Below are 15325 nucleotides of genomic sequence, written 5' to 3'. Positions count from 1 at the left end.
CATGATGAGAAATAGCGGACAAAGTCCGCTGTTTCGTCAATAATGTCATTTTTAAGCACACTGTGCGACAGGTTTTTGAGAATAATCAGTCAATAGGCACATATCCCGCCTGCTCCACCAGAGACTGCCCCTCATCGGACAGTAGCCAGTCAATGAGCACAGGCACCTGCTCGTTGTCGTTATCCCTGCGGTATATCGCGTAAAAGCTGCTTGCAAGGGGGTACGAACCGTCGGCGATATGCTCTCTGTCGGGATACGCTCCGTCCAGCGCCAGAAGCTTCACGCCGCCGTCCGTCATGTTCTCGGCGTAATACCTGAATGAATAGCCTATGGACCTGCCGAAAATACCGAAGGGGCTCTGCTTCTGCTCCCGTCCTGCCATGAATTTGTCCATGGTGGTCTGACTGCCGCTGCCCTTGTTTCGGGACAGCGCTTCTATGGGCAGGTGCTCGCCGCCTACCTCCGACCAGCTCTTTATCCCGCCCGAGAATATATCCCTGACCTGCTCCGAGGTGAGACCGTCCACGGGATTGCGCTCATTTACGATAAAAACGAAAGCCTCTCTGCCTATGGGCACCATTTCCAGCTCTGCGCCCTTTTCTTCGGCGTAGGCAAGCTGTTCGTCGTTTGGCTTTGCGCAGAATATGATATCCGCATCGCCGTCCGCCACCGCCTTGTAAGCGCCTATGGTGTTGGTGTAGTGGAGGGCGCTGTCCGCAGTGAACTCACCGTTCTCAAAGTGAACACAGTCCTCTGGATAGACCGAGTTCACCACTCCCGAGAACACGGGATAGAGAGCCGCTGCACCGTCCAGCACGGGAAGGTCTCCCGATAGTCTCAGCTCCGTGTCCGCCTTTACCGCCTCAGAGCCCTCCTCAAATGGCATATAGCGGTGGAGCTCCACGGAATAGCACTTCATCTCCTCGCTGGAGGTGTCTATGCAGCGCTTTGTAAAAAAGCCGTATATCGCAAGGTCAAAGCCTGCGAAAGCGCCTATAAGCAGCGCTATTGCGCCTATTTTCTTAGCTGTCCCCACGGTCTCACCTCCCGTTTGCCACATAGGAGACTATGGAGCAGACACCGTGCAGGTGAACTGTATACCACATAAGTCCTCCTGTCACGAGAATGCCCAGAGCTGTAATGACTGCGATGATACGTCCGAATGTCTTGTCACTCATGCCCGTCACCTCACATATGGTTCATAGCAGAAGTCAGCAGCACCATGAAGCCTATGATCAGTGCTGTCAGCAGTCCCAGAAGCACCGCCGAAACGATAAAGGCAGTCTTTCTTCCTTTGTACTTCGGGTGATCTTTCGGAGTCCTGCAAAGGTTCACAAGTGAGACGATAAAAAATATGAGCAGTCCGACAGGTATGCCGATTATCAGTATTAATTCGATGATCTCCATTATCAGGATATTTACGTCATTCATGACACCCTCTCCTTTCGCAGTCTATGTATCAGTGCTTATAAATCGAATATAAGAATAATGCCAGAATTACCACAAGAACGGCTATCCACGAAACGAGATAGCCTACCACGGACCTTCCATACATAGGAGACCTCTGCTCCCTTACGGATACTCTCCTCTTTTTGTACCATGGAACATAGAACTCTCTGATCAGACAGAACTTCGTGTGATCGTCCGGATCTACTATGACATCAACGTCCAGCCCCGTGCTGATTATCGCCCTGATCTGATTTTCGCTCACTGCGAAATCAGGATCGAGGACGCCGTATATCTCCCTGCCGTTGATGACATATTTCAGAGTGAGTCCGATCTCTCCGTCGGGGTAATGCCAGATATCGGGTTCACGTCCCACACGCCTGAGTCCGCGGTTCTTGTACCTTTGCAGGTCACCTGCATCTCTTACCGTTATTCTTGAACTTGTCACTTCTTTGTAAATGCATACGCATAAACCGATGATCAATGCTATGATAACAAGGCAAACTAAATACTTCATTTTATTTCTCCCTTTTGCAATATGCCTTTATTATAGCACTCCGAACTGCACATATCAAGAGATACCGATAAATTCAGCCCATAGTGCCCGATCAAACGTCCACACAACAGCAGCCTTGACCGAAAATGCCAAAAACAATGCCTTTCATTATGCTCTCGCCTTTCATAGCCGTTCAGCGGCTTTATTCAAACTGCTCCAGAATAATGAGCAGCATGAGTAATCCCAGTATCATACCGCCTGACCATATCACTAACTTCAACTTTAACCAAGAGTTCACCACGGAGCCGCGCTCGCTTCTGTAAGCTGCCATTGCCCTCGGGTTCGGTCCGGAGGAGTAAAACTCCCTCAGCAGACAGAACTTTCCGGGATCGTCGGGGTCTACCACCACATCTACCTCTTCATTTGCTTCGACTATGGCATTTATATCCGCCTCGCTTACGGTGAAGCCGCGGTCCAGAACGCCGCAGACCTCCCTGCCGTCGATGGTATATTTCAGCGCGAGACCGATACCGCCCTCGGCGTAATGCCAGACCTCGGGCTCTCTGCCCACTCGTCTGCGTCCGCGGTTTTTGTATTTGTTTACGTCAGAATACGTCTGTGTTACCTTGGCAGTGCCCTTTGTCGTTCTGAAAATGAATTGTACCGCCAAAACGAAAATCACTGCGCCAAAAATCAGAGCTACTATTTCCATGACCGACCTCCCTGTTGTAATATGCCTTTATTATAGCACCCCAAGCCGTGCAAATCAAGAGATACCGATAAATTCAGCCCATTCTGCCTATATCGGTACAGCAGGAATCGATCTTGTCCAATATTTCCCATTTTATAAGTATCCAGACAATAATGCACATACCTGCCATACCAATGAAAGCAATTATTCCATCCCGGAAAGCAGACGTTATCTCAAAACGCTCGCTGATATATGCAAGTATTATCCAGAGCAGTACTATGGCTGCGGTAATTATCAGACTTATCAGCATATACATCGCCTCCGTATCCTGTTTACAGCTTTATAATAAAACTATCACGCCGCAAAATGAAGATGTATTCTGTCACTTTCGCGGTGACATTTGTCATTTCCTGTTGCAAAGGGGCTCCGACCTGTGCTATACTGTAAATGGTGATGAATATGCTGATGATATCAATAAGGGAGATGGACAAAAAGGAACTCCACACCCATGCTCACAGGCTCCTCAGGGAGTGCCTGCGACCTCTCGGTGTGGACTACGGCGAGGACACTCCTGTTACAAAAGGAAAAATGGGCAAGCCCTCTCTTGCGGACCGCCCCGATATACACTATAATCTCTCCCACGCGAACGGCATTGCCGCCTGCATCGTATCGGAGCAGGAATGCGGCATAGACTGCGAAAATGTCAGGGAGTACCGTCCCAAGGTCATGAGCCGCGCCTTTTCGGAGAACGAACGGCAGATGGTGGAGAGCGCTTCCGCAGAGGAGCGTGACCTGCTTTTCTTCCGCCTGTGGACCCTCAAGGAAGCCTACGTCAAGGCTCTCGGCATAGGCATTTCCTACCCTATGGACAAGGCAGAGTTCTCTTTCCGCGGCGGAGAGATAGTCACAGACATAAAGGGCTGCCGCTTCAGACAATACATAACAGGGAACGGGAAATATGTTGTTTCGGTCTGTGAGCTGCTGAACAAAGCACAATAGGAGAAGTTTATATATCTTCTTCCTTTCTGTGGAAAACGTACTCTATCAACTTCTTTTGCTGTGCAATATTCATAAAATCGGCAATAAAATTCGGTCAAATCGGGAAAAATTCCTGTTCCCCCTTGCTTTGCCGCCCGTTTTAGGGTATAATATAATGTACAAGCTTCTTCCACCAGAAGTATTCCAACAGCGGGAGGCTGATAATATGTTCGATAAAACAATGACGTTCTCCGTCAACGAGGACAGAGAGGCGGAGCTGAAGAAAAATCTCACGATAATCTATGACGCTCTCACTCAGAAGGGATACAACCCCGTCAATCAGATAGTAGGCTACATCCTCTCGGAGGATCCTACATACATCACGACATACAACAACGCAAGAAACCTCATCCGTCACATCGACCGTGACGAGCTTTTGCAGGTGCTTGTAAGGAATTATCTCAACGCATAAAAATATGCCCCCGGGTGCTGCAAACGCTCGGGGGCATTGTGTTTTTTCAGGTGTAAGATAAATCATAATTTAGCAAAGCTAAATTATGATTTAAGCCGTTAGCCCATAGCCATTAGCCGTTAGCCTGATGTAGGGGCGGCGTTCCGCCGCCCGATAATAAAGCGGCGAAGCCGCTTCCTAATGGCTAAAAGCTAAAGGCTAAGGGCTTCGGAATTTAACACCTTCGGTGTTAAATTCCGATTTAGCTTTGCAGATGAAAAAACAGGCTCTTGCACTGCAAAAGCCTGTTTTTATTACTTTTCGGGTCTGAACCAGATGTTCAGGTCAACGTCCCCCTCGATCCCGGGAACGTGCCCTGTGTTGGTGTACTGCCATATCTTGAAGTCGTAGTAGTAGGACGGACTGTCGCCGTATTCAGCCAGCCAGAAGTCGTAGTCCTTGATACGGGGCAGGTCAAGCTTGTGCATTGCCGTTCCCGTATTCTGGTAGACCATTGGAGTGTAGCCCGAATCCTTTATCCTCTCACAGAAAGCCACACAGCAGTCCGCCAGAGCTTCAACGCTTACATCGTCTGTACGGGCACTGTCGGTATGTACTATCTCCCAGTCGTATACGACGGGAAGACTTATATCGTAAGGTGCAAGAGCATCTATCATGGCATCGGCTTCCTCAACAGCCTCATCGGCATTGGTTGCCTGTGAGTAGAAATAAGCGCCCACCTTGATGCCTGCCTTCTGTGCTCCCTCGATATTGCGCTGGAACTCGTTATCGTAGGTGATTATGCCGTCACCGTAGGTACGGTAGCCCACACGGATAAAGGCAAAGTCTATATCAGCCTGCTTTACCTGCTCCCAGTCGATCGCGCCCTGAAACTCCGATACGTCAACGCCTGTGGTGGAGATGATCTCGCCGTTCTCCTCATAGTAGGCATATCCGTTTCTCATGGTAAGACCGCTGAGGTCAAGGTCGCTTGCAGGAACATCTCCGTAGATGGGTACGAATATCTCGCCGTATGTACTGTCGTGCATGAGGAGCTTCTTGCCGTCCAGCTGATAGAAGGCCTCCTCCTTGTCTATAACAGCCCTTCTGCGGACCTGCGGCTTGTTTGATGAATTTGCAGGAACTGCGTCCTTCCTGCCCTTTATGAAGCCCACCCAGACGAGTCCCACTGCAAGAATAAGTATGATGACAGCTTCAAGGATAGCAATACTCCTGAAGCGTATGCGTTTTTTGTTGTCTGCCATTATTTCCTCCATTAGTTGTTTTTTATCTGTAATTACATAATACCACATTTTTCGCTCTTTGTAAACATTATTTTCGCAGAAGATGATAACACTTCTGTCACTTTGGCAGGTATTTCACAGAATTTTCAGATAAGGGTATTGACAAACGCAATAAAATGATGTAAAATTAAATTGAACTCAATCAATAAACCCTTTTGCTTTAAAGAAACGGAGGATATTATGGATTACACTTATAAGACAAGCATGGTATGTGCACAGGAAATAAGCTTTCATATCGAGGGCGATGTTATCACCAATATCTCCTTCTACGGAGGCTGCAACGGCAACCTCAAGGCTATCTCAAAAATACTTGACGGCTGGACAGTTGAGCAGATAGAAGCCAAGCTCAAGGGCAATACCTGCGGCAGAAGACCTACCTCCTGCGCGGATCAGCTCTGCCTCGCTGTACGCGAAGCCTACGAAAAGACAAAGACCGCGTGAGGTGAACGATGGACAAGTACGACTGCCTTAAACTGGAAAACCAGCTCTGCTTCCCTCTCTATGCCTGTTCAAGGGAGATAATCAAAAAGTACAATCCGCTGCTGAAGTCCATTGACCTTACCTATACCCAGTATATCGCTATGATGGTATTCTGGGAGCACAAAAAGCTCAGCGTAAAGGAGATAGGGCAGAAGCTTTTTCTCGATTCGGGCACTCTTACTCCCGTGCTGAAAAGCCTTGAAGCCAAGGGGCTTGTCCACAGGTCAAGAAGCACCGAGGACGAGAGGGTGCTCATTGTTGAAATAACCGAAAAGGGCGACAAGCTCAGAGAAAAGGCAGCAGAAGTCCCTCCGCAGGTGGGAAGCTGCGTGAACCTCTCACCCGATGAGGCTATGGAGCTTTACCGCCTGCTCTACAAGATACTGGGAGCAGAAAAAAATCAAACATGAGAGCGCACATAATCGTGGTGCTTATATAGCAGCTTATGCGTAATTATGGGGAGAAAACCTTTCTGAGGAAAGGTTCTTCCTCAATATCACCTATAAAACTGCTGTACGAGTATCACGTTTAAGTGCGCTCTTTTTTTCATTTTTTACGGTGGACAAAGTCGTTTATGCCTGCAAACAGCGTGAACGCCACCTTGCCGCGGTACTCCTCCGTATTCAGCAGCGCCGCCTCGTCGGGATTGGACATGAAGCCGCACTCCGCCATAACTGTGGGATTGTCGCTGTAATAACAGAGGAAAAGCTCCTTGCCGCAGAGCTTTATCTCGCGGTCGTTATCGGGCTGGAGAAGCTCCCTGAACCTGCTTTGCAGCGCCCTTGCAAGGACTTCGCTTGTGCTGTTGCTGCCCGAATAGAACATCTGGGCGCCTTTGTATTTCGGGTCTGTGAACTGGTTCTGGTGGACGGATACACAGACCGCATTGCCGCTCTCGTTGAACATGGCGAGCCTGTTGTCCATGTCGGAGCTCTTCTGGGCGGCGATGCCCTCCACGCCCTCGTCGTGTATTGACCTGTCGGAGTCCCTTGTGACCCTGACCTCATAGCCGTTGACTTCAAGGATATCCCTGAGCCTGAGGAGTATGTCAAGGTTTATGCCCTTTTCGGGGACTCCCTCCGCAGAGGTGCAGCCGCCGTCGATACCGCCGTGACCTGCGTCGAGGACGATGACGGGCAGCTCATCACCCTCTCCCGAAAGTGAAACGGGCAGGGCTCCCTTTTCGCTTTTTTCTGCCACACGGGACGCTCCGTACAGTGTAAACAGCGCACAGCCGCACAGTAATGCTCCGCTGACGATCTTTCTGTGAACTCTTTTCATAACAGTAACTCCTTCCGCTTCTGCGATGGTATTGTCACTGGATTATATGCACACAGCTGCCGCTTTATTACATTGTAAGTTGCAAAATAAGGCGGTAAGTTGCATTTTACGAGGGGTAAGTTGCATTGACAGCAAGCAAAAAAACGTGTTATCATAAATATGAAAAAGCAGTCTGTATCGCTACAGACTGCCTTTAAATATTGTATATGCTGTCCTGTAAGATCAGCCGCGGTCGAGCCTGTCAAGAAGTGTGCTCGCACTCATGGAATAGTAACGTGTGCCCACAGATGAGGGTGTAGCACCTGAATAGAATACTACTGTTGTGGCATTCTGGAGATAAGTTCTCAGGCTGGAGCAATGTCCCATGATGTCTCTGCCGCCGTTGCGGAAGAATGCTTCAAACTTTGTGCTGCCCGAACCGTTTAACCAGCCGGGATCGCCGATGCCTGCATTCTTTCCTGTGTAGATATAGATAGTGCTGCCCGAACGCTTATAGGCATTGAATCTGCTGTCAAGGAAAAGCTGACGGTCATAATTTTTCAGATTTGTGATAAATCCGGGACAGCTGATAAGCCCGTCATAATTATTATTGTATGCGATATAGTCGCTGTATGGAACGGATATTGTCTTTTTGGATATTCCGCCCACCTTGATGTAAGAACTTACACCCGAGCTCTGATCTCCGTTGCAGGTGAGCTTTAAGTCCTTCAGGAACTCAAATGTACGCGAGCCCGAGGTGGAGCCTGACATTCCCAGATAGACAGTCGGAGTCGGAACAGGATTGCTTATATGGAATGTTATCTTTGTACGGAAGACACCTCCGCCTGACTTTTGCTCAAGGACAGGCTCATCGAATGTGGTATAAGGATCAGATGAAGAAAGCCTCATGCCTGCGATATAGTGGTCATCAAGATAGATATTGCCCGTATATCCGTTATGGCTCTTTATATAGCTATAGTTGATGTCGTTTGGGTGGTCAATATAGAAATTATTCAGTATATTCTGTAAATAAGGACCTTCAAGCATTCTCAGAGCGTAATCACAGGCGTCAGAGTTTACCGGAATGCTGGGGCGTTTGAGGTGAGTATCTGTTTTGGAAACGTTTGAATACTCCAGTGACAATGCATAGTAATCTCCTGTTTTGCTCTTTACAGAAAGATTATCTATATAGGGGCGGGCATTGTTGATAGTTGCAGTTGTTGCAACTTCAAGAGGGAGCATTGCAAAAATATCGCAGTTGCCGTATTCATTGCATCTTGTATCGGTAGTTGCATAGTAAGTGTACTTGCCTTTAGCCTCCAGAATTGTCCTTGTCAGCGCAGGGATATCTTTCTGAACGCTGTAATACTGCCATTGCTGACCTCTGCCCGCCGATGTATCGTAGTTTATAAGCGGATTGCTGAATGACTTTCCTGTGTCCACGTTATAAGCGAATGCGGACATATTTGCAGGGATAGCCAGCATTGCGGCAGCAGATACAGCTGCGATGACCTTTGTAAGTTTTTTCATGATTTTTTCCTCCGTTCATTTTTTTGATTTGGTTCGTTTTTCACCGAAACTCTCTGTTTCAGCTCTGTAACCCAAGTTTATCATATTGGAGGGGGACTTTCAATAATTTGCGACAGAATGCTCATTTTCGCGATAAAATGCAAAATACGGCGACGGACGGTACAATACCGCGACGAAATGCACACTCTGCGACAAACGGTAAAAATGTACCGTTCGTCCTCAGAAATATACCATTCATCCATTACAAAAACTCATTATACGATCTGAAGATCATCACACTATAAGGAGCAGGAGGGCTTTACCATGTCATCACACAGATCTATTGCAGTAATATTCTCAGATATCAGGGAAGACTATAACGACGCTTTCCTCACAGGCATACAGTCTCAGGCAAACGCCTGCGGCTACCGCACATTTACCTTTTCCATGCCCCAGACCGGCGAGCTGTACACCAATAACGAGGAGTGGGTATACAGTCTCATCGACTACGACCGCTTTGACGGTGTTATCTTCGTCGAGCATACCTTTTCAAACCACAAGAGCCTCATTCCGCCTATCGAAAAATCTCTCCGCGAGAATTGCAGCTGCCCCGTGGTAGTCATCGGAAGCTCAAATGTGCTGCCCAACGTCATAGGCATGGATAATCAGAAGAACTTCGAGAAGGTGGTGGAGCACCTCACAGACGTCCACGGCTGCCGCACCCTTTACTGTCTCGGCGGTGAAAAGGGCATTGCCGATGAACGCATAGACGGCTTTGTGAATGTGCTGAAAAGCCGCGGTATCCCCTGCGATGAGGACAATCTGCTCTACGGAGGGTACTGGATATCGGGAGCAAAGGCTGTGGCAAAGGATATCGCCTGCGGCACTCTGGAAAAGCCCGATGCCATTGTATGTCTCAATGACGAGATAGCCTATGCCCTCATAAAGCAGCTGTTCTTTGCAGGGCTCCGCGTCCCCGAGGATATACTTGTTACGGGCTTTGATGATTCCTCATACGCCTCAAACAGCGCAGTCTCCATCACTACATTTACCGCGGATACCCACTTCTGCGGACAGCGCGCCGTGTCCCTGCTCCATTCGCTGATAACGGGACGAGCTCCCCAGCTGCCCAAGCAGAAAAAACACAGCGTCATAACGGGAGACAGCTGCGGCTGCGGCAGAAAAAGCCTGCTGAACGTCCGCGCAAAGCTTGACGCTCTCAACAGCAATGAGCGCTGTGAAATGGAGTTCCGCAACAGCCTTTTCGAGGAGAAGCTTTACAAGGTCAGCTCCCAGAAAGAGCTGTCGCTGTTCATCAAGAACCACAAGTACCTTATCCGCGATCACATCAGTCTCAGCGTAAACCTCATGGAACAGTACGACCGCTTTGCAAAATGCATCTTCCTGAAGGACTACCTGCTCAACGGCGAGACTGCTGTTTTCCGCGCCGACTCCATCTATCCCGATATGTTCTCATACGGCGCTATTCAGAATATATACATACTGCCGCTGGTATTTGACAAACGCATATACGGCTTCATGACCATAGGCTACGCAGGTCCCGAGCTGTACACCCGTCACGCCAAGGTCTTTGCAAACAGGTTAGCCATAGGCGCAGAGATACTCAATGTCCGCCAGCAGCTTCCGCCTGCGGAGGAGACAAGGTCTGTGCCTGCTCAGACTGATGTCGTCCCCACGGTCAGCGAGGTAAAAACCCCCTCTGCAACGATACTGGTAATGCACAACAGCTCCATGACCAAGGTCCACCTCGAGAACGTGCTGTACTTCGAGTCATACGAGAAAAAGGTCTTTGCCGCCATGAAAAACGGCAAGTACGAGATAAAGCAGCGGCTTTTCGAGCTGGAGGAGCAGCTGACCCATAAGAACTTCTTCCGCATATCACGTTCTGTCCTTGTGAATATGAACAAGACCGTGGGCTACAAGGTGGAGCCTGACCGCTCCATACTGGCGGTCATGTCCGACAGGGAGGAACTCCGCGTATCAAGGACAAACAAAGAGGAATTCAAGCAGAGGCTTGAAAGAACATAAAAAGCGCCCCGAAGCGTTACAAAACGCCTCGGGGCTTGTTATTTGCCGATATTTGCGCTATCTGACCTGCGTGATGAAGCCTGCTATACTTGCAACATTCGGCTCGCTGCCCTGTTTCAGTCCGCCAACCTTCTTCTTTGACAAAAAATGATGCAGTATCATTGACACTATGAAAACAGGAGTTGTAGCGAAAAATATTACAAAGAACAAAGTAATGCCGATCGCTCCCAGAACAGAGATACTGTCCATCTTGAGCCACATGAATGACAGTATCAGGGTCAGCACCTCAAGAAAAGCGAATAACATGAAGAAATGCAGCTTTGACTTGTAATTCAGCGGCACCTTCGGAGAGGCAAATTCTCCTGTCTGACTGTTCATGGCAAAAGTATAATCCACGCCCTTGTATGCAACGTTCAGGAACCATACGGGCACAAGGAAGTATGTCAGCTCCTTATGGCTGACAGAGGACTTTGTTTTCATCTGACCGGGGATATAGTCTCCTCCCACGATCGACGCCGCCCTTGCAGAACATACCCCCAGAGCTTCCTCATCGGCTTTTGCCATGGCGTGTTCCGCTCCTATGGAGTAGCGGCTGGCAAAATATCCCGTAAGGCAGGATTCCGTAAAGGGCTCGGAGTCCTCATACATGAATGGAGCCACAGAATAGAAGATATCCCTCTTGATATCGGTTCCCAGTATAGGGTAGTCCTTTATCCTGAAGTCCACTTTTCCGCGAGTTCCCACATCTGTACCGCAGTTAAAGCTGTAAAGCCATATGGGCACATAGCAGCCCACGATCCTATCCGTCACCGAGGGATCGCTGAACTCCTTGGGAGCATATTCCGCACTTGCTATCCTCTCTCTGTATTTTTCCGCAAATTCCTCTGCACTGCGGCTGAATGGTATGACTCTGTCGGGACGCAGGTCTCCGTCAAAATTTGACGATATAACCACATCATGTCCGCAGAACGGACATCTTGCGGAGGAAATTATATTCTTCGTTATGATATTGCCGCCGCATGAGGAGCAGGTGTACTCCGCAAGCTGTTCCAACACATCGGGCTCCCACACATATTTTGTGCGCTCTACCCAGTCAAAGTCCGAGAGCTTCTCATCTGTGACTTCGTTGAAATGTGAACGTATATAATCAAGGTCGTATCTGCCTGAACAGAAGCTGCAAACCATGCACTGCGCCTCAATATCAAACTGCATCGGTGCTCCGCAGGACGGACACTTGTATTCTCTCACATCTGACATTTTATCACCGCCTTTTAATCAAGTAAAATTATATCATAGTATCATCGTTATGTCAATCCGAAGGGTGAGCTGTCCTGTTACAAAAGGCGATATATAGCAAAATACGCCTTGACATCAGGCTTCATATGTGGTAAGATTGATGTATCATGCATTGCAGTCATCAAGGCAGCACCGTAACTTTTCCGCCTTGACGGGTGCAGTGCTCCCGTTCGTGATGGCAGCAGAGATAATTTCACCCACATATGGCTGCTGCCGCAAAATTCAATAAAAAGGAGCTTTAGCAATGGAAAGAAAACTAATGCAGAAAACTATCGCTGCAATAATGGCAGTCGCTCTGCTGGGAGGAGCTGTCACCGCACCTGTCGGCAGCAAATCCCTTTTTGGCAGCGCACTGACCGCAAATGCAGAAGACACTTCAACAGCTTCATTCGATGAAGTAACAATGACTCTCACGCTCAGCGGAAACGTAGTTAAAAGCGACGTACAAAAGTGGGGCAGCAACAACGCTGTCAAAAAAGTAGTCTGCGAGGAGGGCACAGTTTTCCCTCAGGACTGCCGCGGAATGTTCTATGCATTCAGAGCTGAGGAAATGGACCTTGCCAATGCCGATACCTCAAAGGTCACCGATATGTACTGTATGTTCAACGGGTGTACCTCCGTTAAAAAGCTTGATCTCAGCAGCTGGAACACAGGAAAGGTCATAGATATGGGGAATATGTTCAGCGGAATCAATTTGCTGACAGACCTTGATCTGAGCGGCTTCGATACTACAAAGGTACAGAACTTTGCAGGTATGTTCAGCAACTGCTCTTCACTCAAAAAGCTTGACCTCAGCAGCTTCTATACATTCTCGGGAAAGACGTTCATCGGAATGTTCTCTGACTGCCCCTCTCTCGAATATATTGATATGTCCAATATTTATACGAAAAATGCTGAGGAATTCAATAGTATGTTCAGGAACTGCTCAAACCTGAAGGAGTTAGACCTGAGCCGTTTCGACACCTCAAACGCCACAAGCTTCAGGTATATGTTCAGCGGCTGTTCATCACTGGAAAGCCTCGATCTCAGCAGCTTTGACACATCAAAAGCCGAGTATCTCACAGGTATGTTCGAGTACTGCAAAAATCTGAAAACGCTGGACCTCAGCAGTTTTGATACACATAATGTTAAAATGATAAGCAATATATTCCTCGGCTGCGAGAGTCTGACCGATGTTGACCTCAGCAGCTTCGATACCTCAAATGTCATCAGCCTTAACAGCACATTCATGAACTGCTATTCACTGGAGGCACTCGATCTCTCAGGCTTTGATACCTCAAGAGTAACAGATATGACCAATACCTTCAGAAGCTGCAAAAAACTGACTTCACTTGATCTCAGCTCGTTCGATACTTCAAATGTAAAAACTATGTCATATGCATTCGACAGCTGTGAGTCTCTGGGGGAACTCGATCTCTCGTCCTTTGACACCTCGTCTGCAACAAATATGATAAATATGTTCAGCGGCTGCCGCTCATTGAAGGAAATAAACCTCAGCAGCTTTGAAAATCCCAAAGTCACCGTCATGAACGGAATGTTCTCCAACTGCACCTCACTGGAGGAGATCGACCTCAGCGGCTTCAATACCTCATCAGCAACAGATATACAGCGTATGTTCAGCGGCTGCCGCGCACTGAAAAGCGTCGACCTCAGCAGCTTTGACACCTCAAAGGTAACTCACATGGGATATCTGTTCTTTGGCTGCTCCGCTCTGGAGAGTGCCGATCTCAGCAGCTTTGATACAAGCAATGTGCTTTATATGCCCTATATGTTCTTCGGCTGTTCAAACCTCGACCACCTCGATCTGAGAAATTTCAACACTTCAAAGGCAGATCAGCTGGCAAGTATGTTCCAGAACTGTACATCCCTCAAAGACCTTGATGTTACCAGCTTCGGTACCTCTAAGTCCTACATCAACCAGAAGGATATACTGGAGAACTGCCCTGCCTACAATGTAACCTGCGAGAGCGTTCAGCTCCTTCTCGACAAGGGACTCATCGGTATGCGCGTCGCTTTCACGACCAATACCGACCTGAAAACCGTTGTTATAAACGGCCCCGCAGGCGAGAAGAAGATAGACGTTTCAGAGCTTGAAAAGAATGCTGACGGACAGTATACCGCCGAGTACTACATCAATGCCACACAGTCCCATGAGCCCATAGCTTACAGCTTCTACAACGGCAGCGGCAGACAGATAAACCTTATCGATTCAAAGCGCGAGATCATCAGTTACAGCACCTACAAGCACTCTGTAAGCGATCTTGTCGGCGATTATCTCAGATTATACAATAACGACAGCACCACATATGCAAAGCTGATCGAGCTCCTCGATAAGCTCACAAATTACTGCAATTCCGCCGAGAATTACTTCAGCGGCACATCCTATACCGTAACAGATATGAGCGATGAGGACAAAAATGTTATGATCGCCGAGCACTCCACCACACTCGGAGATGATGTGAAGATATCTCTCGTGCTCAACTCCGCAACCGCTCTCAGGATATACACCGAAAGCAAAAACGTGCTCATAGACGGCAAAAAGGCTGCTCCAAAGATGAAGAACGGCAATCAGTATTATGAGCTCTCCAACATTGCGGCTCAGCGCCTCCTTGACAGACACACCGTTTCCATCGACGGCAGAGAATACTCGCTAACGCCCATGTCCTATGTATACCGTATAATCAAGAACGATCCCGCTCGCAAGGATGCACTCGAACAGGCAGCAGCTTCCGCATACCTCTATGCAAAGGCAGCAGCCGACTATGTAAAATAAAGGAAAGGATAAACAGCTATGAAGGAAAAATATACAGCTCCCGAAATGGAACTCATCGTGTTCGCTTCCGAGGACGTAATAACCACAAGCGACCCTGAGCTTCCGCCCGTTTAAAAAAACTCGGTGTTAAGAAAGACAAACATATAAAAGTTTGCCCCTGAGCGTCTTGTCACGTTCAGGGGCATTGTTTTTTAAGCTAAATCGGAATTTCGAGCTGAGCCAGCTCGACCGCTTGCCACGTTGTCGCTCGTAAACTCGCTTAATAATATCAAAAATGGTATTTGTACATCGCTTACAGCGCAATAAGTACTCCGAGCCTATGTAAGGGATTCCAAAGGGACTGTGTTCCTTTGGCGGAGTCCAGAGGCAGCGCCTCTGGTCGTCGCTTTCAGCTTTTAAGGCGACGAAATAAAACAAAGCGCTCCGCAAGGGGTGAATCAAAAAACAGTCCGGTGGACTGTTTTTTGAGAGGGGACGCCCTGCAAGTGAGGGCGTCCCTTAATTGAGCGAATGATAGTCGCCACTATAATATGAATTTTGCGGGACGTCGAGGACGCCGTCCCCTACATTTCCAATTTTTCGCGTATGCGCT

General features: G+C 48.3%; 16 protein-coding genes. 6 read left to right on the top strand and 10 right to left on the bottom strand.

Annotated features, from left to right (window positions below):
* Positions 1–85: 85 nt before the first annotated feature.
* From DSZ37_RS11770 to DSZ37_RS11750, 6 genes are all read right to left on the bottom strand, one after another.
* Positions 86–1036, bottom strand: a complete 951-nt coding sequence (locus DSZ37_RS11770; protein WP_109727091.1) for a PstS family phosphate ABC transporter substrate-binding protein — start codon at positions 1034–1036, stop codon at positions 86–88.
* 4 nt (positions 1037–1040) lie between these two features.
* Positions 1041–1178, bottom strand: coding sequence for a hypothetical protein (locus DSZ37_RS17760; RefSeq protein ID WP_155267137.1), 138 nt, complete (start codon positions 1176–1178; stop codon positions 1041–1043).
* 10 nt (positions 1179–1188) lie between these two features.
* Positions 1189–1431 carry a hypothetical protein gene (locus DSZ37_RS11765; RefSeq protein ID WP_109727090.1) on the bottom strand — a complete coding sequence of 81 codons (243 nt, stop codon included), beginning with the start codon at positions 1429–1431 and terminating at the stop codon, positions 1189–1191.
* A gap of 28 nt (positions 1432–1459) precedes the next feature.
* Positions 1460–1963 carry a hypothetical protein gene (locus DSZ37_RS11760; protein WP_109727089.1) on the bottom strand — a complete coding sequence of 168 codons (504 nt, stop codon included), beginning with the start codon at positions 1961–1963 and terminating at the stop codon, positions 1460–1462.
* Positions 1964–2144: 181 nt separating this feature from the next.
* Positions 2145–2654, bottom strand: a complete 510-nt coding sequence (locus DSZ37_RS11755; protein ID WP_109727088.1) for a DUF3592 domain-containing protein — start codon at positions 2652–2654, stop codon at positions 2145–2147.
* Between the two features lie 73 nt (positions 2655–2727).
* Positions 2728–2943 carry a hypothetical protein gene (locus DSZ37_RS11750; protein ID WP_109727087.1) on the bottom strand — a complete coding sequence of 72 codons (216 nt, stop codon included), beginning with the start codon at positions 2941–2943 and terminating at the stop codon, positions 2728–2730.
* Between the two features lie 149 nt (positions 2944–3092).
* Here DSZ37_RS11750 and DSZ37_RS11745 point away from each other — a divergent pair, with 149 nt between their 5' ends.
* Both DSZ37_RS11745 and DSZ37_RS11740 read left to right on the top strand, forming a co-directional pair.
* Positions 3093–3632, top strand: a complete 540-nt coding sequence (locus DSZ37_RS11745; RefSeq protein WP_109727154.1) for a 4'-phosphopantetheinyl transferase family protein — start codon at positions 3093–3095, stop codon at positions 3630–3632.
* A gap of 205 nt (positions 3633–3837) precedes the next feature.
* Positions 3838–4083, top strand: coding sequence for an IreB family regulatory phosphoprotein (locus DSZ37_RS11740; RefSeq protein WP_109727086.1), 246 nt, complete (start codon positions 3838–3840; stop codon positions 4081–4083).
* Between the two features lie 293 nt (positions 4084–4376).
* Here DSZ37_RS11740 and DSZ37_RS11735 read toward each other — a convergent pair whose 3' ends face one another.
* Positions 4377–5327, bottom strand: coding sequence for a glycoside hydrolase family 25 protein (locus DSZ37_RS11735; protein ID WP_109727085.1), 951 nt, complete (start codon positions 5325–5327; stop codon positions 4377–4379).
* 219 nt (positions 5328–5546) lie between these two features.
* Between DSZ37_RS11735 and DSZ37_RS11730 the strand changes: the two genes are divergently transcribed.
* Both DSZ37_RS11730 and DSZ37_RS11725 read left to right on the top strand, forming a co-directional pair.
* A complete protein-coding gene (locus tag DSZ37_RS11730) occupies positions 5547–5807 on the top strand; it encodes a TIGR03905 family TSCPD domain-containing protein (protein WP_109727084.1) in 261 nt (86 codons plus the stop codon).
* Positions 5808–5815: 8 nt separating this feature from the next.
* Complete coding sequence (locus DSZ37_RS11725; RefSeq protein ID WP_109727083.1) at positions 5816–6256, top strand: MarR family winged helix-turn-helix transcriptional regulator; 441 nt, start codon at positions 5816–5818, stop codon at positions 6254–6256.
* A 136-nt stretch (positions 6257–6392) separates the two neighbouring features.
* Here DSZ37_RS11725 and DSZ37_RS11720 read toward each other — a convergent pair whose 3' ends face one another.
* A complete protein-coding gene (locus tag DSZ37_RS11720; protein ID WP_109727082.1) occupies positions 6393–7127 on the bottom strand; it encodes an N-acetylmuramoyl-L-alanine amidase in 735 nt (244 codons plus the stop codon).
* Positions 7128–7349: 222 nt separating this feature from the next.
* The gene (locus DSZ37_RS11715; protein ID WP_109727081.1) at positions 7350–8636 is read right to left on the bottom strand and encodes a hypothetical protein; all 1287 of its coding nucleotides are present in this window, start codon (positions 8634–8636) and stop codon (positions 7350–7352) included.
* A 303-nt stretch (positions 8637–8939) separates the two neighbouring features.
* On the opposite strand from DSZ37_RS11715, the gene DSZ37_RS11710 reads away from it, so the two are divergent.
* Positions 8940–10664 carry a substrate-binding domain-containing protein gene (locus tag DSZ37_RS11710; protein ID WP_109727080.1) on the top strand — a complete coding sequence of 575 codons (1725 nt, stop codon included), beginning with the start codon at positions 8940–8942 and terminating at the stop codon, positions 10662–10664.
* Between the two features lie 57 nt (positions 10665–10721).
* Here the strand turns inward: DSZ37_RS11710 and DSZ37_RS11705 are convergent, their stop codons facing one another.
* On the bottom strand, positions 10722–11921 hold the full coding sequence (locus DSZ37_RS11705; RefSeq protein ID WP_109727079.1) for a hypothetical protein: 1200 nt from the start codon (positions 11919–11921) through the stop codon (positions 10722–10724).
* Positions 11922–12204: 283 nt separating this feature from the next.
* Between DSZ37_RS11705 and DSZ37_RS11700 the strand changes: the two genes are divergently transcribed.
* Positions 12205–14733: a BspA family leucine-rich repeat surface protein gene (locus DSZ37_RS11700; RefSeq protein WP_109727078.1), complete on the top strand. Its 2529-nt coding sequence runs from the start codon at positions 12205–12207 to the stop codon at positions 14731–14733.
* Positions 14734–15325 lie beyond the last annotated feature (592 nt).

Source organism: Ruminococcus flavefaciens, from assembly GCF_900116855.1.
GTDB lineage: Bacteria > Bacillota > Clostridia > Oscillospirales > Ruminococcaceae > Ruminococcus > Ruminococcus flavefaciens_R.
Note: the sequence above shows the minus strand (reverse complement) of the source record. Positions and strands in the feature narration are given on the sequence as shown.

Coding starts and splice junctions, on each gene's coding strand:
- DSZ37_RS17760 (WP_155267137.1), bottom strand. CDS start 1,178: ATGAGTGACAAGACATTCGGACGTATCATCGCAGTCATTACAGCTCTG.
- DSZ37_RS11765 (WP_109727090.1), bottom strand. CDS start 1,431: ATGAATGACGTAAATATCCTGATAATGGAGATCATCGAATTAATACTG.
- DSZ37_RS11760 (WP_109727089.1), bottom strand. CDS start 1,963: ATGAAGTATTTAGTTTGCCTTGTTATCATAGCATTGATCATCGGTTTA.
- DSZ37_RS11755 (WP_109727088.1), bottom strand. CDS start 2,654: ATGGAAATAGTAGCTCTGATTTTTGGCGCAGTGATTTTCGTTTTGGCG.
- DSZ37_RS11750 (WP_109727087.1), bottom strand. CDS start 2,943: ATGCTGATAAGTCTGATAATTACCGCAGCCATAGTACTGCTCTGGATA.
- DSZ37_RS11745 (WP_109727154.1), top strand. CDS start 3,093: ATGCTGATGATATCAATAAGGGAGATGGACAAAAAGGAACTCCACACC.
- DSZ37_RS11740 (WP_109727086.1), top strand. CDS start 3,838: ATGTTCGATAAAACAATGACGTTCTCCGTCAACGAGGACAGAGAGGCG.
- DSZ37_RS11735 (WP_109727085.1), bottom strand. CDS start 5,327: ATGGCAGACAACAAAAAACGCATACGCTTCAGGAGTATTGCTATCCTT.
- DSZ37_RS11730 (WP_109727084.1), top strand. CDS start 5,547: ATGGATTACACTTATAAGACAAGCATGGTATGTGCACAGGAAATAAGC.
- DSZ37_RS11725 (WP_109727083.1), top strand. CDS start 5,816: ATGGACAAGTACGACTGCCTTAAACTGGAAAACCAGCTCTGCTTCCCT.
- DSZ37_RS11720 (WP_109727082.1), bottom strand. CDS start 7,127: ATGAAAAGAGTTCACAGAAAGATCGTCAGCGGAGCATTACTGTGCGGC.
- DSZ37_RS11715 (WP_109727081.1), bottom strand. CDS start 8,636: ATGAAAAAACTTACAAAGGTCATCGCAGCTGTATCTGCTGCCGCAATG.
- DSZ37_RS11710 (WP_109727080.1), top strand. CDS start 8,940: ATGTCATCACACAGATCTATTGCAGTAATATTCTCAGATATCAGGGAA.
- DSZ37_RS11705 (WP_109727079.1), bottom strand. CDS start 11,921: ATGTCAGATGTGAGAGAATACAAGTGTCCGTCCTGCGGAGCACCGATG.
- DSZ37_RS11700 (WP_109727078.1), top strand. CDS start 12,205: ATGGAAAGAAAACTAATGCAGAAAACTATCGCTGCAATAATGGCAGTC.